25 protein-coding genes, 1 pseudogene and 2 riboswitches are annotated in these 23,217 nt (G+C 42.2%); of the genes and pseudogenes, 8 read left to right on the top strand and 18 right to left on the bottom strand.

Annotated elements, in window-relative coordinates; genetic code table 11:
- Positions 1 to 26 precede the first annotated feature (26 nt).
- Positions 27 to 464: a MarR family transcriptional regulator MhqR gene (gene mhqR, locus Q3W56_RS14990; protein WP_302896049.1), complete on the bottom strand. Its 438-nt coding sequence runs from the start codon at positions 462 to 464 to the stop codon at positions 27 to 29.
- A gap of 192 nt (positions 465 to 656) precedes the next feature.
- On the opposite strand from mhqR, the gene kinD reads away from it, so the two are divergent.
- Positions 657 to 2,177 (top strand): sporulation kinase KinD, encoded by a 1,521-nt coding sequence (kinD, locus tag Q3W56_RS14985; protein ID WP_302896048.1) that lies wholly within the window; start codon positions 657 to 659, stop codon positions 2,175 to 2,177.
- 28 nt (positions 2,178 to 2,205) lie between these two features.
- Here kinD and Q3W56_RS14980 read toward each other — a convergent pair.
- Both Q3W56_RS14980 and spo0E read right to left on the bottom strand, forming a co-directional pair.
- Positions 2,206 to 2,627, bottom strand: a pseudogene (locus tag Q3W56_RS14980) (hypothetical protein).
- Positions 2,628 to 2,710: 83 nt separating this feature from the next.
- Positions 2,711 to 2,968, bottom strand: coding sequence for an aspartyl-phosphate phosphatase Spo0E (gene spo0E / locus Q3W56_RS14975; RefSeq protein WP_003232480.1), 258 nt, complete (start codon positions 2,966 to 2,968; stop codon positions 2,711 to 2,713).
- Between the two features lie 203 nt (positions 2,969 to 3,171).
- On the opposite strand from spo0E, the gene Q3W56_RS14970 reads away from it, so the two are divergent.
- Positions 3,172 to 3,492 carry a YkvA family protein gene (locus Q3W56_RS14970; protein ID WP_019714190.1) on the top strand — a complete coding sequence of 107 codons (321 nt, stop codon included), beginning with the start codon at positions 3,172 to 3,174 and terminating at the stop codon, positions 3,490 to 3,492.
- Between the two features lie 109 nt (positions 3,493 to 3,601).
- Here Q3W56_RS14970 and Q3W56_RS14965 read toward each other — a convergent pair.
- The 6 genes from Q3W56_RS14965 to mtnE form a co-directional block, all read right to left on the bottom strand.
- Positions 3,602 to 4,737 (bottom strand): IS3 family transposase gene (locus tag Q3W56_RS14965; RefSeq protein WP_302896047.1). Its coding sequence is split into 2 segments (ribosomal slippage): positions 3,602 to 4,437 and positions 4,437 to 4,737, totalling 1,137 coding nucleotides; the frame shifts between segments, so codons are not numbered across the junction.
- A 103-nt stretch (positions 4,738 to 4,840) separates the two neighbouring features.
- Positions 4,841 to 5,377: an acireductone dioxygenase gene (gene mtnD / locus Q3W56_RS14960; RefSeq protein WP_302896046.1), complete on the bottom strand. Its 537-nt coding sequence runs from the start codon at positions 5,375 to 5,377 to the stop codon at positions 4,841 to 4,843.
- A gap of 14 nt (positions 5,378 to 5,391) precedes the next feature.
- A complete protein-coding gene (locus Q3W56_RS14955) occupies positions 5,392 to 6,021 on the bottom strand; it encodes a methylthioribulose 1-phosphate dehydratase (protein WP_302896045.1) in 630 nt (209 codons plus the stop codon).
- The gene (gene mtnX / locus Q3W56_RS14950) at positions 5,979 to 6,686 is read right to left on the bottom strand and encodes a 2-hydroxy-3-keto-5-methylthiopentenyl-1-phosphate phosphatase (RefSeq protein ID WP_302896044.1); all 708 of its coding nucleotides are present in this window, start codon (positions 6,684 to 6,686) and stop codon (positions 5,979 to 5,981) included. Before mtnX ends, Q3W56_RS14955 begins: the two co-directional genes overlap by 43 nt.
- On the bottom strand, positions 6,683 to 7,900 hold the full coding sequence (gene mtnW, locus Q3W56_RS14945; RefSeq protein WP_302896043.1) for a 2,3-diketo-5-methylthiopentyl-1-phosphate enolase: 1,218 nt from the start codon (positions 7,898 to 7,900) through the stop codon (positions 6,683 to 6,685). The genes mtnX and mtnW overlap by 4 nt, the downstream gene beginning before the upstream one ends.
- Positions 7,901 to 7,983: 83 nt before the next feature.
- A riboswitch (SAM riboswitch) is annotated at positions 7,984 to 8,084 on the bottom strand.
- A 41-nt stretch (positions 8,085 to 8,125) separates the two neighbouring features.
- Complete coding sequence (gene mtnE / locus Q3W56_RS14940; protein WP_302896042.1) at positions 8,126 to 9,319, bottom strand: methionine-glutamine aminotransferase; 1,194 nt, start codon at positions 9,317 to 9,319, stop codon at positions 8,126 to 8,128.
- Between the two features lie 94 nt (positions 9,320 to 9,413).
- On the opposite strand from mtnE, the gene Q3W56_RS14935 reads away from it, so the two are divergent.
- From Q3W56_RS14935 to mtnA, 3 genes are all read left to right on the top strand, one after another.
- Positions 9,414 to 10,193 carry a carbon-nitrogen family hydrolase gene (locus tag Q3W56_RS14935; RefSeq protein WP_302896041.1) on the top strand — a complete coding sequence of 260 codons (780 nt, stop codon included), beginning with the start codon at positions 9,414 to 9,416 and terminating at the stop codon, positions 10,191 to 10,193.
- Between the two features lie 83 nt (positions 10,194 to 10,276).
- Positions 10,277 to 10,431: riboswitch (SAM riboswitch) on the top strand.
- 105 nt (positions 10,432 to 10,536) lie between these two features.
- Positions 10,537 to 11,730 (top strand): S-methyl-5-thioribose kinase, encoded by a 1,194-nt coding sequence (gene mtnK, locus Q3W56_RS14930; RefSeq protein WP_302896040.1) that lies wholly within the window; start codon positions 10,537 to 10,539, stop codon positions 11,728 to 11,730.
- Between the two features lie 7 nt (positions 11,731 to 11,737).
- On the top strand, positions 11,738 to 12,799 hold the full coding sequence (gene mtnA / locus Q3W56_RS14925; RefSeq protein ID WP_302896039.1) for an S-methyl-5-thioribose-1-phosphate isomerase: 1,062 nt from the start codon (positions 11,738 to 11,740) through the stop codon (positions 12,797 to 12,799).
- 33 nt (positions 12,800 to 12,832) lie between these two features.
- Here the strand turns inward: mtnA and Q3W56_RS14920 are convergent, their stop codons facing one another.
- From Q3W56_RS14920 to kinE, 3 genes are all read right to left on the bottom strand, one after another.
- Entirely contained in the window at positions 12,833 to 12,958 is a 126-nt protein-coding gene (locus tag Q3W56_RS14920) for a hypothetical protein (protein ID WP_019714179.1), read from the bottom strand.
- An 89-nt stretch (positions 12,959 to 13,047) separates the two neighbouring features.
- Positions 13,048 to 13,545: a methylated-DNA--[protein]-cysteine S-methyltransferase gene (locus tag Q3W56_RS14915; RefSeq protein ID WP_302896038.1), complete on the bottom strand. Its 498-nt coding sequence runs from the start codon at positions 13,543 to 13,545 to the stop codon at positions 13,048 to 13,050.
- The gene (gene kinE / locus Q3W56_RS14910; protein ID WP_302896037.1) at positions 13,542 to 15,758 is read right to left on the bottom strand and encodes a sporulation two-component system sensor histidine kinase KinE; all 2,217 of its coding nucleotides are present in this window, start codon (positions 15,756 to 15,758) and stop codon (positions 13,542 to 13,544) included. Before kinE ends, Q3W56_RS14915 begins: the two co-directional genes overlap by 4 nt.
- A gap of 251 nt (positions 15,759 to 16,009) precedes the next feature.
- Between kinE and Q3W56_RS14905 the strand changes: the two genes are divergently transcribed.
- Complete coding sequence (locus tag Q3W56_RS14905; RefSeq protein ID WP_019714176.1) at positions 16,010 to 17,032, top strand: acyltransferase family protein; 1,023 nt, start codon at positions 16,010 to 16,012, stop codon at positions 17,030 to 17,032.
- Between the two features lie 41 nt (positions 17,033 to 17,073).
- On the opposite strand, the gene Q3W56_RS14900 is transcribed toward Q3W56_RS14905, so the two are convergent.
- The 4 genes from Q3W56_RS14900 to htpX form a co-directional block, all read right to left on the bottom strand.
- On the bottom strand, positions 17,074 to 17,244 hold the full coding sequence (locus Q3W56_RS14900) for a hypothetical protein (RefSeq protein WP_302896036.1): 171 nt from the start codon (positions 17,242 to 17,244) through the stop codon (positions 17,074 to 17,076).
- Positions 17,245 to 17,246: 2 nt separating this feature from the next.
- The gene (locus tag Q3W56_RS14895; protein WP_302896035.1) at positions 17,247 to 17,402 is read right to left on the bottom strand and encodes a hypothetical protein; all 156 of its coding nucleotides are present in this window, start codon (positions 17,400 to 17,402) and stop codon (positions 17,247 to 17,249) included.
- 156 nt (positions 17,403 to 17,558) lie between these two features.
- Positions 17,559 to 18,908, bottom strand: coding sequence for a Ktr system potassium transporter KtrD (gene ktrD / locus Q3W56_RS14890; protein ID WP_268400312.1), 1,350 nt, complete (start codon positions 18,906 to 18,908; stop codon positions 17,559 to 17,561).
- A gap of 174 nt (positions 18,909 to 19,082) precedes the next feature.
- Positions 19,083 to 19,979, bottom strand: coding sequence for a protease HtpX (gene htpX, locus Q3W56_RS14885; protein ID WP_302896034.1), 897 nt, complete (start codon positions 19,977 to 19,979; stop codon positions 19,083 to 19,085).
- Between the two features lie 170 nt (positions 19,980 to 20,149).
- Here htpX and htpK point away from each other — a divergent pair, with 170 nt between their 5' ends.
- Both htpK and sspD read left to right on the top strand, forming a co-directional pair.
- Positions 20,150 to 20,854 carry a transcriptional regulator HtpK gene (htpK, locus tag Q3W56_RS14880; RefSeq protein WP_302896033.1) on the top strand — a complete coding sequence of 235 codons (705 nt, stop codon included), beginning with the start codon at positions 20,150 to 20,152 and terminating at the stop codon, positions 20,852 to 20,854.
- Positions 20,855 to 20,977: 123 nt separating this feature from the next.
- Complete coding sequence (gene sspD, locus Q3W56_RS14875) at positions 20,978 to 21,172, top strand: acid-soluble spore protein SspD (RefSeq protein ID WP_003218568.1); 195 nt, start codon at positions 20,978 to 20,980, stop codon at positions 21,170 to 21,172.
- A 10-nt stretch (positions 21,173 to 21,182) separates the two neighbouring features.
- Here the strand turns inward: sspD and Q3W56_RS14870 are convergent, their stop codons facing one another.
- Together Q3W56_RS14870 and sigI are read right to left on the bottom strand one after the other, a co-directional pair.
- A complete protein-coding gene (locus Q3W56_RS14870) occupies positions 21,183 to 22,325 on the bottom strand; it encodes an anti-sigma-I factor RsgI family protein (protein WP_302896032.1) in 1,143 nt (380 codons plus the stop codon).
- Positions 22,322 to 23,077 (bottom strand): RNA polymerase sigma factor SigI, encoded by a 756-nt coding sequence (gene sigI / locus Q3W56_RS14865; RefSeq protein ID WP_003218559.1) that lies wholly within the window; start codon positions 23,075 to 23,077, stop codon positions 22,322 to 22,324. The genes Q3W56_RS14870 and sigI overlap by 4 nt, the downstream gene beginning before the upstream one ends.
- Positions 23,078 to 23,217 lie beyond the last annotated feature (140 nt).

Raw genomic sequence — 23,217 nt, 5'->3', positions numbered from 1 at the left:
GCCTGTGACATATCAGGCTTCCTTTTTTACTTATTATGAAACTGTTTTGCGTTTAATCCTACTCTTTTTAACATGTCGGTGCACATCTCTACCTCTTCTTCGCTTAATACGCTGATCATTTCATCAATTTCAGCAGCGTGATCGGGGAAAATATCATCCAAAAGACTGATGCCTTTTTCAGTGATTTGTGCAAATGTCACTCGTCTGTCTGTAGGAGACGCTTTCCGAATGAGGAGTTCTTTTTGTTCAAGCTTATCAACTACATATGTGATGCTCCCGCTAGCCAAGAGAATTTTATCTCCTATCTGCTGCAGCGGCTGATCGCCTTTATGGTACAACAGCTCTAGTACAGCAAATTCAGTCGGGTTTAGTCCATGCTTATGAATATGCTTGTTCATATGATCGTTAATGGACCGATACGCGCGCGACAGCACGATAAATAACTTCAGTGATTTTTCTGTCATGTCTCAATCATCCTTTTAGAAACCGTTACAGAGAAACATTAATAAACAAAGACCGAAATGTCAATAAAAATCTTTCCAATATTTCTCTTCTTTTTTATATTATAAACTGTTCAACATCTTTTTCTCATTTTTTTGGTTATTTTTTCTTATTAAAGAAGAAGAAACAATGATATAATACCTCTAATCAGGTGTATGTTGGAGCGATGCAAATTGAAAATACTAAAAGACGCCTGCGGGAGAGTCAAACTATATATGATACTGGTCGTGATTCCGGCAATCGTCATCAGCTTTTTCGTATATGAAAAAGAAAAAGATACAATAGCCGCAGAACATAAGCAAGAAGCGAGTGTTCTGCTGAACCTTCACCGCAACAAAATCAATTATTTAATCGGAGAAACAGAGGCGAGAATGACCTCCTTGTCCATCGCCATTGACAGACCGGTTGATATAAAGAAAATGCAGTCGATTTTGGAAAAAACCTTTGATTCAGAGCCGAGATTTTCCGGTCTCTATTTTCTAAATGCCAAAGGAGACGTCACCGCAAGCACAACAGAATTAAAAATGAAAGTAAACCTGGCCGACAGATCTTTTTTTACAAAAGCAAAGGAAACAAAAAAGACAGTCATTTCAGATAGTTATTCGAGCAGAATTACAGGTCAGCCGATTTTTACAATTTGTGTCCCTGTTTTGGACTCAAAACGAGATGTGACAAATTATCTTGTCGCAGCTATTCAAATTGATTATCTGAAAAATCTCATTAACTTACTAAGCCCTGATGTTTATATTGAAGTAGTGAACCAAGATGGAAAAATGATTTTTTCGAGCGGACAGGCCTCTCATGCAATAGATCAGAAGCCTGTCAGCGGATATCTCGATGATATCAGCTGGAATATGAAAGTATATCCCAACCCAGTTACAATAGAAGAACTGACAAAAAGCCTTGTGCTTCCGCTTTCATGCAGTATTGTTCTGCTGAATATCCTTTTTATTCTCGTGCTGTATTATTTGCTGAAGCGGCAGACACAGCTGGAGCGCTCAGAAAATGAAGCGCAAAAATTAGAGCTGATCGGAACACTTGCTGCCAGCACAGCCCATGAAATCCGTAACCCGCTCACCGGCATAAGCGGCTTTATTCAGCTGCTGCAAAAGAAATATAAAGGTGAAGAAGATCAGCTTTACTTCTCCATTATCGAACAAGAGATAAAGCGCATTAATCAAATTGTGAGTGAGTTTCTCGTTCTCGGCAAGCCGACAGCTGAAAAATGGGAGCTGAATTCGCTTCAGGATATTATCGGTGAAATTATGCCGATCATCTATTCCGAGGGTAACCTATATAATGTAGAGGTCGAATTACAGTATTTAACTGAGGAGCCTTTACTCGTAAAATGTACCAAAGATCATATTAAACAAGTGATTTTAAATGTAGCAAAAAATGGCCTTGAGTCAATGCCTGAAGGAGGCAAACTGACGATCTCCCTGGGGACTTTGGATAAAAAAGCCATTATTAAAGTTGTGGATAACGGTGAAGGGATTTCTCAGGAAATGCTGGATCATATCTTCCTTCCCTTTGTTACTTCTAAAGAAAAAGGAACCGGTCTCGGGCTTGTCGTATGTAAACGGATCGTTCTGATGTACGGTGGCTCTATTCATATCGAAAGTGAAGTGCGAAGAGGCACAGAGGTGACGATCACCCTCCCCGTATCCGCTTCATAGCCCCCCTGACCGTGTCAGGAGGGTTTTTTTATCTTCGTGACCGGGCCGACTTGCTTGCTGTTCTGCCAGAAGAGAGTATTTTGCTGAAGCGGAACAGCAATTTCAGAAGCAAAAAAACATAAAGAATAGTAAAAAACCCTTTAAACCTTCCGTGGCATCTAAAAACTCCATATTCCCTCTCCCCGTCACTTTTTGCTGAATTTCAATCGCAAAAACGATAACAATGATCACTGTAACGGTATAGATAAAGGACAAGGCTGTCATGCTCCATTTAGAAAGCCTTGAAAACACAGCGTATGTGACGCCGAAAAAGATGATGCCAAAAATGCCGATCACCCAAAAATGCATTTCTTTGTCGGTTAAATGAATGCCAAACATTTCGCATAATGAAATAAAAGCGTCATGAAATTGATTGACCATTTCAGTAATGAGAATCGTCAGTTCTTTCATCAGTTCCCTCTTTCAAAAATTTTTCCAGAAAAAAAGAGCGCTTCTGAAAAGCTCTCTCTTTATATATGCATTTGATAGTGCCACTATTTATTTGCATCATATGCCGGCATAACATCTCTGCGGGGCCACAAGCCTAATTTTTTTACAAGGCCTTGAATCCCTTGAGAATGTTCGTTTTCATGCATGAGCTGGTGATATTCATTTATTAAACAATCCAGCTCCTGACTGTGTCTGATCGTGTCATGCCCTGTAAATCCCTGCTTTCTAGCGGCATCTATCATTAACTTTCTTTTTTCATCAATAGACACCAACAATCTTTCTTGTTCAGAAGAACCGCCCATTCACTTCACCCCTCGCCGCTAAGAAATAGGAAACAAGTTTGGTTGGGTTATTGTGCATTATTACAGATTATACTTTATTTGTAAACATATTTTCATTAAATAAGTTATTTTTTCAGGTATAATAGATATATTGATAGGATTAGAAGAACAATACCCGGGTGAAGAATATTTTAAACACGCTGCCAGGCAAGGAGGTATGCCCGATGAAAAAAAAGAAAGCAATAATGCTTGGAGCGGCAGGCGGAAAAGCGATGTTAAAAAGGAAAAACCGAAAAAAATGTATCCAGTACACCACTATTTTTTTTCAAATGCTTCGCGATTGGAGAAACGGCGACTATCCCCGTTCTCAGGTCAAAACCCTATTTTTTCTAACTGCTGCCATCTTATATATCGCCATGCCGCTCGATATCATTCCAGATGTTATACTCGGTCTTGGAATCATAGACGATGCAGCTGTTTTAGGTTTGATTTGGATGCTGATTAAAAAAGAAATGTCACAGTATGAAAAGTGGCGTTTGCAATAAATAAAAACCCCCGCATCCTGGTCTTACCCCTGTCAAGTAGACAGCCACAAAAAGCCTAAGCAACCAGTGTGTTACGGTATTCTACCGGAGCACACTGGTTTAATTTTTTCTAGAATCGTTCGTGATTATAGAATTGAATGTAATCTTCAATGCTCTTGTGAAGCTCTTCTTCGGTTTGACACGTCGAAAAATATGCATTCTCTGTTTTGAGATGCGAGAAAAACGATTCGATACAGGCATTATCTAGGCAGTTTCCCTTACGCGAATGGCTGCCTTTCAAACCAACGGTTTCGAGTCGCTTTTGATATGCTTTTGCTGTGTATTGGAAGCCTTGGTCAGAATGGAGGATAGCTCCCTGGACGTCCCGTTGGGCTGTCATACTTTCTACTGTCTTCATGACCAATTCAAGATTATTTCGTTTTGACAGCTTCCATGCGACAATCTCATTGTTGTAAAGATCTTGTACGGCAGAAAGGTAATAGAATCGCTGTCCACAAGCAATATAGGTAATATCGGTTACATATAGATGGTTAGGTCGATTGGTTTGAAATTCTCGGTTAAGCCGGTTTGGCAGGACAACCGGTGCCTGTCTTCCAAAATAACGTCGCTTTTTTCGAATGATCGATTGAATGTTCATCTCTTTCATCAATCTGTAAACACGCTTATGGTTGATCCAAAATCCTTCTCTCTTTAAAGCGATGGTAATCCGAGGATAGCCATAGAAAGGGCGTGAGCGGTGAATCGCCATGATGTGTTCTTTTATGATCTGCTCTCTCTGTTGTCTTGCCATTCGAATCCGTTGAGTCTTACACCATTTATAGTACCCCGACCGTGACACTTTGGCGATACACACCAGCCACGTAATCGGATAACGATCCTTCAATTCGTGCACAGCTTCAAATCGTGCTGTCTTCAAAATCCGTCCTCTCCATGCAGATTTGGATAACGCTTTTTTAGGTATTCGACCTGTGCCTTTAAATAATCTCGTTCTTCCTCAACACTTTTAAATGTTGTCTTAGGGCGTCCAATAAAAGGATTGTCTGACTTTGTCTCTTTGCCCCTTTGATCATCTAAAGACTTGCCTTCTCGATAGGTTTTCACCCAATTTTTGAGCTGGGTTGAACTCCGAAGCCCTAATTCTTCAGATAACGTGTTATAACTTTTGTTTCCTTCTTCATACATGTTGACAGCTTTCATCTTGAATTCTTTGGTATAGTGCTGAAAGTGTTGCCCTTTTCTCGCCATAAAAAATCCCCTCCAAGTATAGTGTAACAGCCACTTTTGAAAAGTGGGCTTTTTACACTGTCTACTTAGAGGGGATAATATCACTTCGAACGGGGCTTTTTATTTATTGATTCACGCTGTCTTTTTCATAAATTGGAACCCATCCTTCAGTTGTGACGAAGATTCTTACTGCGACAACTTTGCGATCCTCCTGAAGTGTAAAGTAATGGCGTATATTTTCAGGCACGGAGATTAAATCTCCAGGGTTTAATCGGACATCAAAAAACGTGCCATCCTTGCCCTGAATGACAAAAATGCCGTGTCCGCTTACGATAAAACGGACCTCATCGTCTGTATGGTGATGCTCTCTTTTAAAGTTCTCAAGCAGTTCATCAAGTTTCGGATTGCTGTCTGACAAAGAAATAACATCCTGTGCTTTGTATCCGCGGCGGGCTGAGATATCTTTAATTTCAGTTTCAAAGGTATTAAGGATTTGCTGTTTTTCTTCTTCTGTCAGATCATATTTCTCTGAAAGCTGTTTCGGTAGCTTCGCGATATCCCATTGCTCATAAATAACTTCTTGACTGTCCAGAAAGCTTGCAACTTCCTCTAGATTTTCAATCGTTGTATTTGCCTCATCATGAATACAAATTGTTGCCATTTCAGTTCCTCCTTTTATGTAACCAGCTGGTGCTGGAGTGTTTTCAATTTCAAATGGTAGCTAAACAAAAATTCATATGCTTCAAGTACTCTTTTTGCTTCAAATGCTGTTCTTCCCCAAACGGTAATACCGTGATTTCGGATCAGAACAGCTCCTGAATCTTCTGAAATCTCTTGCGCAAACAGTGCCGCTAGCGTCGGAATATGAGCCGGATTTTCAATGATCGGTATGGTCACTTCTGCATTCTCTTCCCACAGGCCAAGCGCTTTTATGATTTCCTGCCCTTTGAATGTAATTTTCTTTTGATCTCCGTATAGCTCTGAGATCACATTATTGTTTACCGTATGGACATGCAGGCAGCATCCGGCATTGGATTTGTTGTATAAATGTGTGTGCAAAAGCGTTTCCGCTGACGGTTTCAGAGAATGCCCGCTTTCGGCAGGCTCTCCGTTTAGATCCACCAGCAGAAAATCTTCACCCGTTTCTTTTCGTTTATCTTTACCGCTTGCGGTTACGAGAAATGTTAAAGGCTCATCAGAAACCTTAATAGACAGATTGCCGCTAGTCGCCGGAAACCAATCTCTTTCTGCCAATTCCCGCTTTACTTCAGCAAGTTCTCTCCAGCGTTCTTGTTTTGCAGCCATTCCTGTACCTCCGTTACATTCTCAATATCTGTTCTGATCTCATAAAAATCTTCGTACGGGAGATGATTCAGGTTCTGCTCCCGGCATTCGTTTAATAAATAATCCCTTGCAAAACAAAGGTCAGACAGCTTTGCGGCCTCCACATCTGTAACCGAATCACCGATCATAATGATATATTGGTTCGGTTCGGCGAGTTCATGTATCACTGACGGCTTGCAGCACCCGCATTGATTCCTGCAAGTTCCTTGGCAAGAATAAGGCCAGTCAATATGAATATAGTCACTGTCAAATGATGCATGGTTGCAATAAATATGGTCTTTCTCCACAATGCCTTCAAGCAATGGATATACAAAAAAGTCCATCCCTCCGCTTACGATATAAAACGGAAGCTCGTGCTCCTTGACAAACGCTACAAATTCCCGAAATCCTTCTCTGATTTTTGCATCTTCCAATACATAACTTGTAATCTCTTCTTTTAAACGGCTTGGCAGAAGGCCGAACATCCGCCCGACACCTTCCTTAATCGACAGCGTTTTGGATAATACGCCGTCTTTCAATGCCGTCCACTCCGGCGGAGCAAATGTTTTCATGATGCTTATAATGTTGTCGTTCATCGTGATGGTTCCGTCAAAATCACAAATAATTAAAGGCTTTCGAGTCGTCATACAGCTTCAACCTTTCCCCATTTCTCAAGCGCAAGCTTCAGATCTTTGCATTGTTCGGCTTTTTCATCAATCGGCTGGGCTTCTAAAACCGCATCAATAATGGCTCTGAACGCTTTGCCCCCGCCCTGGGCGCCGTTCGGGTGTCCATGTACGCCTCCCCCGGCGTTAATAATATGATCTATACCGAAATCCCGCATTAAAAGTGGAACCATACCGGGGTGAATGCCTGCTGACGGAACGGCAAATGTTTGGTTAAAGGCATCCTCTCTCACACATTCTTCGTGAATTGCCAGCGCAGCTTCTTTTGGAAGCGCAACTGAACCGTATGGAGATGGGAAGAGACTAAAGTCAGCACCGCAATACCGGTTCAATTTTCCGAGCAAAAGAGCGTGAGAAAATCCGTAGAACGGAGAAGACGTAAACGCCCCGCTGACAGCTGGATGTGCCATAATCGGGATTGCGATTTCAGGATCTTCCGCTAGGCTTTGCATGACGTCTAAGCCGTAAGCGAAGACATTAAACAAAAGCGCATCCGCTCCCAATTCGGCGGCGCGTCTCGCTTTATCTTTTAGATCAGCCGTACGTCCAGTTAAATTCACAGCATACAGCGTTTTATGCCCGTTTTGCTCATACGTTTCTTTCAATATTTGCTTTCCTTCTGTAATTCTTGTTTCAAAAGGTGCCAGACCTGTCTCAAAGAAAATTTCATCGTCCTTAATCAAATCAACTCCGCCAAGCGCCTGCTGTCTGAGCTGTTCTTTAATATCACTCAGGTCCCTTCCGATAACCCCTTTAAATATGCTCATTAATAGCGGTCTCTCAAACTCTCCCAGCAGCTTCCGGATGCCATATACGCCAAACTTCGGTCCCGGCAGTGTGCGCTTAAACGCGTCAGAGAAGTGAAGATCGAGTAATTTGATTTTTCCGTCCAGCGACAGCTTCCCAAACACTGTTGTCAGCATAGCCGGAATATCCTGAGAGAAATTGATGTCAGGATAGGCAATTGTGATCACCGCTTGTTTTCCTGTCGCAGGAGTCCCCTCTCTTTCCTCTACCTTTATCACCCGTCCCTTGTGCTTTTGCATTTGCTCCTGTTTTACAAGGGGCAGATCAGTCCAGGAGCCTACTGTTAATCCTGTTGCGATTTGTTCCGCTTTTTTCTCTGTATCCGCTCCCGGTTCGGTCAGGAGATATGTTGCTAATAACTCACCCATGCCAGAGCTCCTTTCATTTCATCCATATAAAAAAACCTCTTCAAACAGCAATCGCGTCTAAAGAGGTTTCGTTTCTCGTCCGAATCTTATCTCTCAGCCGCCAGCTGCAAGAATTAGCACCGTGCTTTATAAGTCGGTTGCCGGGCTTCATCGGGCTCGTCCCTCTGCCTACTCTTGATAAGAAAATATAGATTTTATAAATTATTTTGAATTATCCCATCGTTATCAGATCTTGTCAATGCTTTTTTGGGTAAACAGGTTCAGTTTCCCAATTCGATAAGCGGCTTCTTTGAGTCTTTCTTCGCTTGTCAGCAGTCCGACTCTGACGTAGCCCTCGCCATATTCACCGAAGCCGTTTCCAGCCGCAACCGCCACATTCGCTTTTTCCAGCAAAAGGTCTGAGAACTGTTCGGAAGTATAGCCTTCAGGCACAGGCAGCCATGCAAAAAATGAACCTGCCGGAGCTGTCACATCCCAGCCAATTTCCCGGCATGCCGCAATCCAAGCGTTTCGCCTGCTCTCATACCGGGCATTTTGCTCCGCCACACACGTCTGATCAGCTAGCAGTGCCGACGCTGCAGCCTCCTGAGTCGCTCTGAAAAGACTGACAAACATATGGTCTTGATAAAGATTGATTGCTTCAATGACCGAAGCGTTACCGACAGCAAAGCCGACCCGCCATCCTGCCATGTTATACGTTTTTGACAGCGTATAAATTTCAATTCCGATATCTTTCGCACCTTTAGTCTGCAAAAAGCTTAACGGCTTGCAGCCGTCAAATCCTACAGCGCCGTAAGCAAAATCGTGAACAACACAGATCCCGTGTTCCTTTGCAAAATTCACGGTTTCTTCAAAAAACTCGGCAGTAGCAACAGCTCCGGTCGGATTATTCGGATAATTTAAATACATCAATTTCGCCTGATCTCTCACTTCAGCAGAGATGCTGCTGTAATCAGGAAGAAACGCCCTGTCCTTTACGAGCGGCATCATTTCCATCTTCGCTTTCGCGAGTGTGACACCTGACCAGTAATCAGGATAGCCCGGATCCGGAACTAAAATCGTATCACCTGGATTCAACAGGCATTGCGGGAGCTCGACCAGACCGGATTTTCCGCCGAATAATACAGCGACTTCAGTCTCCGGGTCAAGATCAATGCCGTATTCTCGTTTATAAAATGCTGCTGCGGCTGATTTCAGTCTGTATGAGCCGCGAAAAGACGAATATTTATGATTTTCAGGATCAACAACGGCTCGTTTCATTTCCTCGACGATATGTTCCGGAGTCGGCTGATCAGGGTTTCCCTGTCCGAGATTGATAACGTCATGTCCTTCTGAGAGCTTTCGGTTCACTTTTTGCACCAAAGAAGCGAAGAATTGCTTTGGCAATTCCTGCAATACATGAGACTGTTCAAATTTCATCTATTCTCACCTTCTAAAAAAATCTTGAAATGATAGTCCATCATCATATATGGTTAAATGAAAAAAGTAAAGAAAAATTTGGGGTGTTTAAAAGATGAAATGGACGATATCTTGTCTTCAATTTGATATTTCATACGGTAAACCTTCGGAAAATATAAAAAAGGCTGAATTTTTGATTGAGAAAGAAAGCAAACATGCAGATGTTCTTGTTCTTCCTGAATTATGGACGACTGGATATGACTTGGCCAACCTTGATAAGCTCGCTGATGAAGACGGGAATTCTGCTCAGAGGTGGCTGCAAAAAACCGCAAAAAAACATGGGGTTCATATTGTCGCAGGATCTATTGCTGTCAGAAAGGATTCTGATGTTTATAATACAATGTACATCGCGGATAAGGAAGGACAAATCATTAAAGAGTACAGAAAAGTCCATCTTTTTCAGCTGATGGATGAGCATGTGTATTTATCAGCCGGTTCCGAAGACGGATACTTTGAGCTTGATGGTGTCAAAAGCTCAGGACTGATCTGTTATGATATTCGTTTTCCGGAATGGATCAGAAAACATACGACTAAAGGCGCTAACATGCTGTTCATTTCTGCGGAATGGCCTCTGCCCCGTCTTGATCATTGGAGAAGCCTGCTTATTGCCCGGGCCATTGAAAATCAATGCTTTGTCGCTGCCTGCAATTGTACCGGTTCAAATCCAGATAATGAATTTGCCGGGCATAGCCTGATTATTGACCCTTGGGGACGTATATTAGCCGAGGGCGGCCGTGAAGAAGGCATTGTCAGAGCAGAAATTGACCTTCAAGAAAGCGTTGACGTGCGGGGAAAAATTCCTGTTTTCAATGATATCAGAAAAGATTTATATTAAAAAATATATTGACAATTCAATCACAAACCTGTTACTATTTTCATCAACTGATAAATTAGAATTGTTTAACAAGTGAATATATTCTCTTATCGAGAGTTGGGCGAGGGATTGGCCTTTTGACCCCAACAGCAACCGACCGTAATTCCATTGTGAAATGGGGCGCATCTTCTTGGCGCCGAGACTGAGGTCTCGTAAGGCACGGTGCTAATTCCATCAGATCTGATCTGAGAGATAAGAGAGGCGGGACATAATTGTTAAGCCTCCTTCTCTCTGAGAAGGAGGCTTTTTTACGGCCATTCTGCGGCACGCATATCAAGAGATTACATAATTGGAGGTTATAACAATGGCAGTCACAAAAACACCTTTATACGAAACGTTAAATGAAAGTTCAGCTGTGGCGCTGGCGGTGAAGCTTGGCTTATTTCCAAGCAAAAGCACGCTGACATGCCAGGAGATCGGCGACGGCAACTTAAATTACGTTTTTCATATTTATGATCAAGAACATGACAGGGCTTTGATCATTAAACAGGCGGTTCCTTATGCAAAAGTCGTCGGAGAAAGCTGGCCGCTGACAATCGATCGCGCAAGAATTGAAAGCAGCGCTCTCATCCGACAAGGCGAGCATGTCCCCCAACTGGTTCCAAAAGTGTTTTATTCTGATACAGCAATGGCGGTTACCGTCATGGAGGATCTCTCTCACCTCAAAATCGCAAGAAAAGGACTCATTGAGGGTGACCATTATCCGCATCTGTCACAGCACATCGGTGAATTTTTAGGAAAGACCCTTTTCTATTCATCAGATTACGCGCTTGAACCCAAGGTGAAAAAACAACTTGTTAAACAGTTTACAAATCCGGAGCTGTGCGACATTACGGAAAGACTTGTCTTTACTGACCCTTTCTTTGACCATGACACAAATGATTTTGAAGAAGAGCTTCGTCCTTTTGTCGAAAAACTCTGGAAAAATGACAACGTCAAAATCGAAGCCGCAAAGCTGAAAAAGTCATTTTTAACATCGGCAGAAACCCTGATTCACGGTGATTTGCATACAGGAAGCATTTTTGCCAGCGAACAAGAAACAAAGGTGATTGATCCTGAATTTGCTTTTTACGGACCGATCGGCTTTGATGTAGGTCAATTTATCGCCAACTTATTTTTGAACGCGCTCGGCCGTGACGGGGCTGAAAGAGAGCCGTTATATCACCATGTCAAGCAGGTCTGGGAAACATTTCAAGAGACATTCATTGAAGCCTGGGAGAAGGACAGTCTGGATGTTTACGCTAAAATTGACGGTTATCTTACTGATACGCTCAGTCATATTTTTGAAGAGGCGATCGGGTTTGCGGGCTGCGAACTGATACGCCGCGCGATCGGTCTTGCCCATGTGGCTGATCTGGATACAATCGTGCCATTTGATAAACGAATCACCCGAAAACGGCTGGCGCTTGAAACTGGCACAGCCTTTATCGAAAAACGTTCGGAATTCACAACGATCACGGATGTTATTGAATTATTTAAGTTACTTGTAAAGGAATGATGTATTCATGACCCATTCATTTTCTGTTCCCCGTTCTGTTGAATGGAAGGAAACAGCCATTACCATTTTAAATCAGCAAAAGCTTCCTGACATGACGGAATATGTGGAGCTGACGACAAAAGAGGATGTGTTTGACGCAATTGTCACACTCAAAGTAAGAGGTGCTCCAGCCATCGGCATTACGGCCGCCTTCGGACTTGCGCTTGCTGCAAAAGACATTGAAACAGATGATGTCATGGAATTCCGCCGCAGACTGGAAGATATCAAACAATATTTAAACAGCTCACGGCCTACCGCCATTAATTTATCTTGGGCGCTTGAGAGACTGAGTCATTCAATCGAAAAAGCCATTTCTGTAAATGAAGCAAAAACAAACCTTGTCCATGAAGCGATTCAGATTCAGGTCGAGGATGAGGAAACGTGCCGGATGATCGGCCAAAACGCCTTGCAGCTATTCAAAAAAGGAGACCGGATTATGACGATCTGCAATGCCGGCTCTATCGCGACAAGCCGCTATGGAACGGCGCTCGCTCCATTTTACTTAGCCAAACAAAAGGATTTGGGTCTGCATATTTATGCCTGTGAAACAAGGCCTGTCCTTCAAGGTTCACGTCTGACTGCGTGGGAGCTGATGCAGGGAGGCATTGATGTCACTCTTATCACAGACAGCATGGCCGCCCACACGATGAAGGAAAAACAAATTTCCGCTGTCATCGTCGGAGCCGATCGAATTGCAAAGAACGGTGATACGGCAAATAAAATCGGAACATACGGTCTCGCGATTTTAGCAAACGCCTTTGATATTCCGTTTTTTGTCGCCGCACCTTTATCTACATTTGATCCAAAAGTGAAATGCGGCGCAGATATCCCGATAGAGGAACGGGATCCTGAGGAAGTAAGACAGATTTCCGGAGTACGGACGGCTCCATCCGATGTGCCTGTCTTTAATCCCGCTTTTGACATTACGCCTCATGATCTCATTTCAGGAATCATCACAGAAAAAGGGATTATGACCGGTAACTACGAAGAAGAAATTGAACAGCTGTTTAGAGGCGAAAAGGTGCATTAAAAAACCGCTGGACTTTGCTCATTTCGGGCCGAGTCAGCGGTTTTTTTGTTTGTTTTTAATGATATGAATAATTTCATCTTTTTGAGCGCTGGATAAAATATGCATTTTCACAAACAGATTGGCAAAAACAGCAATTTTCTCAGAGCGGCTCGGCTTCAATTGCTTTGTCCTCCTTTTTCATCAGACCAACTTTTTTAACTTAATAAAATGATATGTCGGCCGTAAAAAAATGGAACGTGCCATATGTTTTATTTTTCTTTATAGGATATTTGCTCGATGTTCAGCAAAAATGCTTTGATATCGGTTTTGCTCCCGGCGTACCCCGTTAACGCGCTGTTTTTGCCGATCACTCTGTGGCACGGGACAAAAATTGGCAGGTCGTTACGTTTATTAGCCTGTCCGACTGCGCGCACCGCTTTCGGACTTCCAACCGCAGCGGCAATGTCAGCATAGCTTCGGGATTCTCCGTATGGTATCATCGCCAGCGCCTCCCACACTTTTTGCTGAAAAGGGGTGCCTTTTTGGCTCAGCGGCAGTGAGAATGTCTTTCTTTCGCCGGCGAAATATTCATGAAGCTGTTTTTTCGCTTCTGCCAGGTAAGGTGTTTCCTTGCGCTCTGTAGGCTGAACGGTTACTTTCCATTCCATCCAATCTTCCTGGCTGAGAAATAGACGGGTGATTTGGCCATCCTCTTCGGCAATTTTGAGTTCCCCGAGCGGCGTTTCCGCTGTCGTGTAGTAGTTCATTCATCAATCCTTCTTTCTTCAGCATTCTGTCTGACGGGAAGCGTAAGATGGAAAACGGTGCCCTTCCCTTCTTCACTTTCTACCATGATTTCGCCTTGATGTTCTTCTATAATTTTATAGCTTACCATAAGCCCAAGTCCAGTTCCCCGTTCCTTTGTCGTATAAAACGGTTCACCAAGGCGCTTTAATTTATCTTCTGTCATTCCAATTCCCTCGTCTTTTAAGGAGATGAGAACATGATCTTGATCCAGTGTCCTTATCGTCACAAAAATGTTTCCGCCGTCAGGCATCACTTCAATGGCATTTTTTAAAATATTGATAAATACCTGTTTCAGCTGATTCGGTTCACAGTAGATCGGGGGAATGTCGTCAATTAAATCAAGATGCATTTGTACGTTGCTTAAATTGGCTTGCGCGTTTAGAAGGTCTATGGTGTCTCTCATAATTTGGGTAACATGTTTTTCTTCATACATAATGGCCTGGGGCTTGGCTAAAATCAAGAATTCGGTGATGATGGATTCGATGCGCTTTAGTTCTGAGGTGATCACGTTAAAGTAAAGGGCGTAGTCTCCCTCCACACTTCCTTTCAGGAGCTGAATGAAGCCTTTAAGAGCTGTCATCGGATTTCTGATTTCATGAGCGATGCCGGCAGCGAGTTCGCCGACTACATGAAGGGTATCTGACTTGCGAAGGCGTTCCTCCAGTTCTTTTCGCTCCGTTACGTCTTTAAAGATAGCGAGGTTCATATTTTGAATAATATTTCGTTTAAATGAGAATTCCAGTTTTCTGTTGTCACTGCTGCTCAACAAAAATGGAATTTCGTTGTCCATCTCATCAAAATTAATCTGTCTTGCCGGTGATGCAAGATTTTCTATTTCATACGAAGAAATAATATCTAACAGGCTGTGCTGTTTAATTTCTTCATGTGACAGGCCTAAAATATGGCTTGCTAACGGGTTGGCGTCGATGATTCTGTATTGATTGTCGAACAATACATTGCCGTCCATTGAGCCGTTGAACACTTTTCTGAATTTCAGCTCACTTTCCCGAAGCTCCTTTTCCATCCGCTTTCTATCACTGACGTTTCTTAAAATCGTCAAGTGCTGGTTCTCTAATATTGTCCGCTTTGAAGTGAATTCAAGTTCTTTGAACTGGCCATTCCCCATTTGAAACAGCAGCTCTTCTCTGATCTCTCCGTATTTTGCGTATTTCCTCTTCGTTATGCTGTATTTCTGCTGCGAGTCAACGAGAAAATCGCACAGCCTTCGTTTCAACAGCAAATTCATCGGCAGCTCAAATATTTTACAGGCTGACTGATTCGCCTTCACGATTCTTCCGTCATTCGACCAGATAATAATAGCGTCCATCGCATTTTCAAATATTTCTCTGAAGCGCTCCTCACTTTTAAAGAGCTGCAGCTCCATAGACCGCTTCTCTGTAATATCCCTCATAATGGACATATAAAACCCGCTGATGATGTTTGATGTAATCGTGAATTCAAATAGCTTTTGAACGCCTGAACGAAGCTTGACGGGCAGCTCTCCCTTTGCTTTTCCCTTGCGGTTGAGCGTCTTCCAGACATTGTCGAAATCTTTTCGTGAGCCACTGTCTATGAACTCATACAACGATAAATGAGATAGCTCATTATGATTGATTTCAAAACCTTTACAGAAGGACAAATTGGCATCAATAAAACCGCCATCTTTATCAAAAAGGACGATTCCGTCAACAGCTCTGTCAAACAAGTCCTTAAAAAGCTGTTCATTCATAGAGAATTCCCGCTCCAGTATTTTCTTTGAAGATATGTCTCTCATGACAACAAAAAAGAAATCCTCGCCAATCCCTCTTTTGGCCAGAAACTCTATGTATTTTGTCGCTCCGCCGTCAAGCCTGATCGGGACCTCCTTCCATAGGAACCCTTTTTTAAAAAACTTTTTTACAGCAAGACTCAGTTCATCCTCTGGAATTGGAAACAAAAAATCCAAAACGGAACGCTTTTTCAAATCTTCCGAATCCACTTGAAGCATCCTCTCTGTTGCTTCATTTGCCTGAACAATTCGCATTTCATTATCACATATAAAAATAGCATCGAGCGTATTGTTGACAATCACTTGATGCTGATTCAATTCCTTTTTCAGCCGGGCATTTTCTTCTTTGAGACGCTTCAGTTCTTCCCGCAGCTCCGAATTTGTCTGAGCACCAAGAGTTTCCATGCGTGTACACTCCTTCTTCACAACCTATCCCTCAATATTTCTACAAAATGCGGGAACTTCCTTCATTTGCCCTATAAATTTCAGAAAATGTCATCGCGATTACATAACGAAGACATTTTCTACGATCCTTACCGCCACTTTACATCGTCCTAACAATCAGCCATATTTTAATTCCTTTTTCATTTTTTATTTTAAAATATATACCAGCAGGGAATAATCTCTTAGTGACTGATTAAAGAGAAGGTGATGCTATGAGTAAATCGCGGGACAGTTATTTCGATAATGCAAAATTCTTATTGATATTCCTTGTTGTATTCGGTCATATTCTTCGTTCCTTTATTAATGATAACAACTTTATGCTCTACCTCTACAAGTTCATTTACACATTCCACATGCCTGCCTTTATTCTTGTATCCGGTTATTTCGCAAAAGGCTTTAAACGCGCGGGATATGTGAAAAAGCTGGCGGTCAAGCTGATTATTCCGTATTTGATTTTCCAAATCATCTATTCTGTCTTCTATTACATTATGCAAGACGAAAGCATGGCAAATGTGAATCCGATTGATCCGCAATGGTCGTTATGGTTTCTTGTAAGCTTATTTTTTTGGAACCTGCTGCTTTATCCTTTTTCAAAGCTTTCAAAGCTATGGGCGCTGTTTGTCAGCTGCGGAATTGCCGTGCTGATCGGCTATTTAGACTTTGTCAGCAGCACGCTGAGCCTGTCGCGGACGTTTGTATTCTTACCGATGTTCCTTGTCGGGTTTTATTTAAATAAACATCATTTTGATTTATTGAGATCAAAACGGGGCAAACAAATTGCGCTCGGGGTATTGGCCGCTGTATTCGTCATCTGCTGGGGCATCGACTTTGACTATTCTTTTCTGTTTGGTTCAAAACCGTATTCTTCATTTGGAGACGTTACCTTGGCAAGCGGACTTTCCCGGATCGGCTGGTATGTACTCGCCTTTGCGGCGACCTTCAGCTTTTTAGCACTCGTTCCGCAAAAACGGTTCTTCTTTACGAAATGGGGAACCCGGACATTTTACGTGTATTTGCTTCATGGGTTTATTATTAAAACGCTGAGACAGATCGGACTTGAGGATTCGCTTACTGACTATCAGAGCTTAGTGATTCTCTTGCTTTTAACAGCAGCCCTGACATCAGTACTCTCCAGCAATTTTGTTAAGACAGTTGCTCAGCCCTTCATTGAGCTGAGAATGACCAGCTTAATGCAATTTGTCAGAGGAACGGGCAAAAACGCTTATTTAAAATAGAAAAGCACCTCTTAAGCGAGACATCGCCTAAGAGGTCTTTTTTATTTTTGTTTTTTCTCTTTTTTCTTTTCAGGCTTTGTGATTTCTAGCATTTCGATAATCTTGCCGGCATTGTAATCCCCTAGTTCACTTGAAAATTCTTCCTCCAGCACTTTCTTATTCATAGGTTTTTTATGATTTTGCATATCTCTGCTATGACGGTTTTTCTTCAAAGTCACATGCCTCCTTGCTGACCCTGTTTGGAATTACGGTTTGCACCCCTAAAATTCGGGTTGTCATGATACTGGGTCTTAAAAGAATTGGGGTCCATGCTCTCAGTAGGTGTATTGTTATTTTTAATGGCTTCATTCACTTCGGCTTTTCGCTTCATAAAAATCCTCCTCGCCAATTTTTCAGACATCGTATCTCGCTTAAAGATGCAGGAGCGTTAAACTGCACCTGTTGATGTTAGGTTCTCCAACTCAAGCGGCGCCACACATCTTTTTTTTGGCAATCAAAAAACACCGCAAATTATGCGGTGCTTTTTCTAGCCAATAATCACTCTTTCTTTTGGATAATGATAATTCGCTTCAATTTCCTTTCTTCCGATCAGATATAGGAAGGTCAGGATACCGATTCGCCCGATAAACATCACAATCATAATGACACATTTTCCAACGTTGCTTAAATCAGCAGTAATTCCAAGTGACAGACCGGTTGTACCGAATGCCGAGCACACTTCAAACAAAAGCTCCAGCAGGGAGTGCTTTTCTGTAATCGTAAGAATGAGTGTCGAGCCAAAAACAAGCAGAATCGCCATCATTGTGACAACAAGCGACTTCATGAGATCAGCAGGATGCAGCTCTCGTTTGAATACCTTGACTGACTTATTGCCGCGGGCAAAATGAAACAGCGCAAGAAGGTTCAGAGCGAAAGTCGTTGTCCGTATGCCTCCCCCTACTGAACTTGGTGATGCTCCGATAAACATCAGCGCGCAAATAAAAAATATTGTAGCATCTGATAATTGGCTGATATCAATAGTTGCCAGCCCCCCGCTTCGGGTTGCCGTTGATTGAAACAGGGACAGAAACAAGATGTCATGCCATGACTTTCCGGCAAACGCGTGGTTTGCTTCCAGGACATAAATGCCGATAGCCCCAAACAAGACGAGTGAGCCGAACGTAATCGTCGTGATTTTCGTAAAAAGTGTAAACGGATATCTTCGATGCTTTGAAAACAAGAAATCCTTTACTTCAACAAGAACGGGAAAGCCAATCGCCCCAAGTACAATTAAAAGCATAGTAATAAACTGTACAAAATAATCGTGGCGAAAAGGGATCATCGAATTACCCGTAATATCAAAACCGCCATTTGTGGTTGCGCTGATACTGGCAAAAAACCCTTGTAAATAAGCTTCCTGAAAGGAATCATAGTAGGTTAAGAAATAAGTGCCGAGTATGAGCCCGCCAAAAAATTCAATCCACAAGATCAGGAAAAGAACCTGTTTCATAAGATTGACAATCCCTGAAAACTGGGATTGGTTTTGGTCAACCATAATCAGTTTCCGTTCTTTCAGCCCGATTCGTTTACCCATGATCAGCCAAATGAACGTTCCGAGCGTCATAATCCCAATACCGCCAAATTGCAGAACAAATGCCAATATAAAAATGCCTATTGTGCTGAATGTATCAGCTGTATCAACTACCGTCAGCCCCGTTACGCTCACTGAACTGACAGCTGTAAACAGGGCATCAATAAACGTCCAGTCTGCCCCCGGTTTATGTGCCGCTGGCAGACTCAGCAATATAACCGCCACAGTGACTGCAAGAAAATAATATAATGCAATCAGCTGGGCCGGCGACAATGCCTGTATCAATTTTCCAACCTTTAATTTCATGTAAAATCCTTCTGCCTCTCTTTTTAAGTACGGTAATTATTCTAAAGATATCGGACCCATTTTTAAAGGCTTTTACGAAACATTTTCTTAACTTGCTTATTTTTTTATTATTTTAGTCAAAGGATAAAATAAAAAACCTCTGAGGGATTCTCTCAGAGGAACAATGTGTTTGTATTATTTAGCTTCTAACCGTCTGATTCGCTCATCTAAATCAGGGTGAGTTGAGAAAAGCGAAGAACGCTTCTTGCCATTAATTTTTAATGTTTGGACAGCTGTCTGATCGTCTTCCATAATGCGGGAAGAGTAGCTCTTAAGCGTCCGAAGCGCATGAATCATCTTATTCTTGCCGGCAAGATCCGCTCCTCCCCTGTCAGCATGAAATTCGCGATGGCGTGAGTACGCAAACACAACCAGGCTGCCGAGTATGGAAAAGACAATCTGAAAAACAATCATTGCAATAAAATGAACGATCGGCGCAAGATCTTCCTTGACGAAACGGCTCGCAATCCATGCTGCGATACGCGATAAAAAGACGACAAAGGTATTGACGATACCTTGTAAAAGCGTCATTGTAACCATATCACCATTAGCGATATGCGCGACCTCGTGGGCAAGCACCCCTTCAACTGCGGCATCATCCATTTGCTCCAGCAGCCCTGAAGACACTGCCACAAGGGAACGGCGTTTTGACGGCCCAGTTGCAAACGCGTTCACTTCGGGTGAACGGTAAATTCCGACTTCGGGCATTTTCGTTAAACCGGCAGAGCGGCTTAATCGGTGAACACGGTCAACCAATTGCTGTTCCTCATAGCTGAGCGTGTGTTTTTCCGGATTTAGCACTCTGACACCCATCATCGTCTTTGCCATCCATCTGGACATCGCAAGAGACATAAAGGAGCCGACAAAACCAACGACTAAACTGAATACAAAGAGCGCAATTAGGTCGATACCGCCATCAGCTGTAAAGTATGTCCCGACCCCGGTAACCGAGCTTAAAACAGACAAAACGATTCCGATTGTTGTAAGCACCAAAATATTCGTTAAAATAAATAGAAAAATTCTTTTCGCCATGACAACCTCCGTTATTTTAAGTTCAGAAGAACCTGTATACTTAAATTATAAATCATCCGTTTGAAAATGCAAGGAATTCGACGTATGATGTTAGTAATTGCTGACGCAACACTTTAGAACCCATAATACATATACTATATCCGCGTCAAATTGTTTTAAAGAGGTGAACAATGAACATTTTTAAACTCACTCGAACCGATATGGTGCGGCTGCTCTATTCTCTAAAAGGACAAGGAGAAATAAGCCCGCTCGACATTCTCGTCCAATCAGCGACCATGTCAGCAGAAAAGGCAGCAGCCAACCATCTTGAAATTCCTGAATTTCTCACAAGATACGAACGAAGAAAGCAGAAAAAAGAATACGGTCTCTCTACAAACGAAATCGTAGAGCTTGGCAACCTATGCGAGCTGACTTCGTTAAAGTCCACTGCAATTCAAAACTGGGTAAAGCGTGATATTAAGGATTTGATCGGACACCCTGAATTGGGCAAAAAATACTCAGTTGAACAGGCAGTCATTCTTTTAATTGTACGTGATTTAAAATCCATTTATGACTTTGAACACATACGTGCTATTTTAAAAGTGGCCTTTAACACAATTACAGACAGATCCGACGATGTCATCAGCCCAATTTCTTATTATGAAAGCTGTGCATATGTGCTTGATGCCGTTCATCACCAAGACACGCCTTCTATGAAAGAATCGAATCTGCAGGAGATCGTCGAACAGGAGACAGAGCGTCTACGCCACCATTTTGAAGAACTGAATGACAGCCAATGGCTGAAGATCAGACAGATTATCGCCATTACAGTCCTCTCCATTTTGACCTTCCATATTCAAGCAACCGCACATAAAATGACAGAAGACATTCTATAGTCTGCGTCCCCCCCGGCTTAGTGGCCGGGGTTTTCTTATTCTCCACAACAATTGCCAGCATAAATAAACCACGTACATTTCAAACTAAGTACGCGTCAAGTATTGAAAAAGGAGATGAAAAAGATGGCGAGCAGAAATAAACTCGTTGTTCCAGGGGTGGAGCAGGCACTAGACCAATTTAAACTCGAAGTGGCTCAAGAATTCGGTGTAAACCTTGGTTCTGATACAGTCGCACGCGCTAACGGCTCTGTAGGCGGGGAAATGACAAAGCGGCTGGTACAGCAAGCACAATCACAATTAAATGGCACAACTAAATAAATTCAGGTCTTTATTCGCCGGGGGCACTCGGCGAATCTTCTGTTTGAGCTGAATTATTATCACTGCTGTAGCCGTTTTGATTACTGCGGTCAGAAGTGTTATCCCTGTTGGACGAAGAACGATTCCTGCCTTGTTCACCGTTATTCCAGTCTCTGTGATATTGGCTTTGATCTTTTTTAGCGCGGTTGTCTTCATTTCCTTTATCTTGAGGATCTTGTATTGGGGTTTGCTCATGATCCCCATCTTTTTCGGCATTTTTGTTTTCATCTGGTTTCTTTACATTTTCATCTTTGTCTTTATCATCAGTCTGTTCATTTGTTTTATCTTCTTTCTGGTCTCCGGAATCCGTATCATCCAGCTGTTCATTATCTCCATTGCCGTCCTGGGCGTCAGGTGAATCGATATTTTCATCCTCATTTCCGGCATTCTTTTGATCCTCTTCCCCAGATGGATTGCCGGAGTCATCTTTTGGCTCTTTATTATCCTTTTTTTCATTTGATTTGATGTAGCTGCCTGTTGAAACGCCTTTCTTTTTCGCTTTTTCCCTCGTCTGCATATCTGACTCGAGAGATTCCATGCGATATGTCGTTTTATATTTTTCCGTCACATCGTTCAGCTGTTTATTCACAGCTTTTTTATATGTATTGTCTTCCATATTTTCATAAACAGTGGAAATCAATATTTCTTTCGATTTCTTTACATACCCATGCTCACTGCAGTCGGTTATAATATCGTCAATCACCTTTTTAAAATCAGTCTTCTCCCAATCATCTATATCATTCACGACTTCCTTACCCTCATCATTTAAAGGCGTCAGTTCAATCACTTCGTAATCGCTGTTTAACGCCATTTCAAAGCTTGGATTGATATCGATTGTCATATACGCATAGGCCTTATTATTAGAGAAAACGGGGAGAACTATAAAAATAAAAAGCATAATAGCAGTCATCGTAACAATCCCCATTTTGAAAGGGCGCAGTCTTAAAAAATCAAAAAAGCTGGCCCTTCTGCCCATGCGTGATTCACTCGGAAGCATAATTTCTTCTCCGATTTCATAGCTGCAGCGATCATTTTTGGCTTTTAAAAATTGTCCGTCAGGGGTCAGCAACGTAACGAATTTTCTATTTTTCTCAACTATAATCCCTCTTCTCATGAGTGCAGCACCCCTTTAAGATAATCTTTTAAATAAATATAATCACCCGTAATGATAATACACATCGCAATAATATATTTTCTGTTTCTCTCAATCGTTTTTCGGCTGACAGAGACAAGCTGTTCTAGCTGTTTCACCGGAAGCTGTTTCTTTGTATACAGGATAGCGGCTAATTCTTCATGTTCAACCAGGGTCATTGCCACCTTTATGGCGTTTTGCCTAGCGTCCGCATGCTTTGGAGAGTTTTCAAGCAGTTCTTTAAACGATAAACCATAATCTTTGAGCTGCTTTTGGAAATAGAGGATTTCCTCCCGCCTCTGCTCCTGCTCAATCTGGCGGCGGTATTCATCAATGGAAAGCTCAGCTTCAATCAAGCTTTGTGATGATTCCTGATCGTCTCCTTCCTGCAAATCGATATTTATATTTTGTGCGCTTCTGGCTTCTTTTCTGATGTAATCAATGACTTTTCTTTTTATTATTAGCTCAGCAAATGCGAGCAGAGAATTGCCTTTTTCAGGTGAGTATTTTTCAATAGCTTCATTAAACGCGATCAGTCCGATACTGAACTCATCGTCTTTTTCATCTATATATCGTTTACAAACGGATGAAACCGTCTTTGCGATAAATGGCTTATATTGCTGTATTAATTCATTTTGCAGATCTTTATTGCCTTTTTGTATACTTTCAACAGTTTTTTCAAGCGTTTGCTTCTTTTTTCCCAATTTAAACAAAAGGCTAAGCACTGGTTTCACCTCAGTTCCTCCCTATAACTACTCATTAATGATAGCTAATTTGATAGGGATTCGCAAAGGAGAAAAAGAAATATTGATTTCCAATGTCTCAATTGTGACAAACCATTCTGACGTCCTATACATGATTTCGTGCCTTTCTA

It is taken from the genome of Bacillus sp. C28GYM-DRY-1 (assembly GCF_030519405.1).
Classification (GTDB): domain Bacteria; phylum Bacillota; class Bacilli; order Bacillales; family Bacillaceae; genus Bacillus; species Bacillus spizizenii_A.
Note: the sequence above shows the minus strand (reverse complement) of the source record. Positions and strands in the feature narration are given on the sequence as shown.

Coding starts and splice junctions, on each gene's coding strand:
- Q3W56_RS14915 (WP_302896038.1), bottom strand. CDS start 13,545: ATGAACTACTACACGACAGCGGAAACGCCGCTCGGGGAACTCAAAATT.
- htpK (WP_302896033.1), top strand. CDS start 20,150: ATGAACATTTTTAAACTCACTCGAACCGATATGGTGCGGCTGCTCTAT.
- kinD (WP_302896048.1), top strand. CDS start 657: ATGTTGGAGCGATGCAAATTGAAAATACTAAAAGACGCCTGCGGGAGA.
- mtnA (WP_302896039.1), top strand. CDS start 11,738: ATGACCCATTCATTTTCTGTTCCCCGTTCTGTTGAATGGAAGGAAACA.
- Q3W56_RS14955 (WP_302896045.1), bottom strand. CDS start 6,021: ATGGCTGCAAAACAAGAACGCTGGAGAGAACTTGCTGAAGTAAAGCGG.
- Q3W56_RS14870 (WP_302896032.1), bottom strand. CDS start 22,325: ATGAGAAGAGGGATTATAGTTGAGAAAAATAGAAAATTCGTTACGTTG.
- sspD (WP_003218568.1), top strand. CDS start 20,978: ATGGCGAGCAGAAATAAACTCGTTGTTCCAGGGGTGGAGCAGGCACTA.
- Q3W56_RS14935 (WP_302896041.1), top strand. CDS start 9,414: ATGAAATGGACGATATCTTGTCTTCAATTTGATATTTCATACGGTAAA.
- mtnW (WP_302896043.1), bottom strand. CDS start 7,900: ATGGGTGAGTTATTAGCAACATATCTCCTGACCGAACCGGGAGCGGAT.
- ktrD (WP_268400312.1), bottom strand. CDS start 18,908: ATGAAATTAAAGGTTGGAAAATTGATACAGGCATTGTCGCCGGCCCAG.
- mhqR (WP_302896049.1), bottom strand. CDS start 464: ATGACAGAAAAATCACTGAAGTTATTTATCGTGCTGTCGCGCGCGTAT.
- Q3W56_RS14895 (WP_302896035.1), bottom strand. CDS start 17,402: ATGAAGCGAAAAGCCGAAGTGAATGAAGCCATTAAAAATAACAATACA.
- Q3W56_RS14905 (WP_019714176.1), top strand. CDS start 16,010: ATGAGTAAATCGCGGGACAGTTATTTCGATAATGCAAAATTCTTATTG.
- htpX (WP_302896034.1), bottom strand. CDS start 19,979: ATGGCGAAAAGAATTTTTCTATTTATTTTAACGAATATTTTGGTGCTT.
- mtnX (WP_302896044.1), bottom strand. CDS start 6,686: ATGACGACTCGAAAGCCTTTAATTATTTGTGATTTTGACGGAACCATC.
- mtnK (WP_302896040.1), top strand. CDS start 10,537: ATGGCAGTCACAAAAACACCTTTATACGAAACGTTAAATGAAAGTTCA.
- mtnE (WP_302896042.1), bottom strand. CDS start 9,319: ATGAAATTTGAACAGTCTCATGTATTGCAGGAATTGCCAAAGCAATTC.
- Q3W56_RS14970 (WP_019714190.1), top strand. CDS start 3,172: ATGAAAAAAAAGAAAGCAATAATGCTTGGAGCGGCAGGCGGAAAAGCG.
- kinE (WP_302896037.1), bottom strand. CDS start 15,758: ATGGAAACTCTTGGTGCTCAGACAAATTCGGAGCTGCGGGAAGAACTG.
- mtnD (WP_302896046.1), bottom strand. CDS start 5,377: ATGGCAACAATTTGTATTCATGATGAGGCAAATACAACGATTGAAAAT.
- spo0E (WP_003232480.1), bottom strand. CDS start 2,968: ATGGGCGGTTCTTCTGAACAAGAAAGATTGTTGGTGTCTATTGATGAA.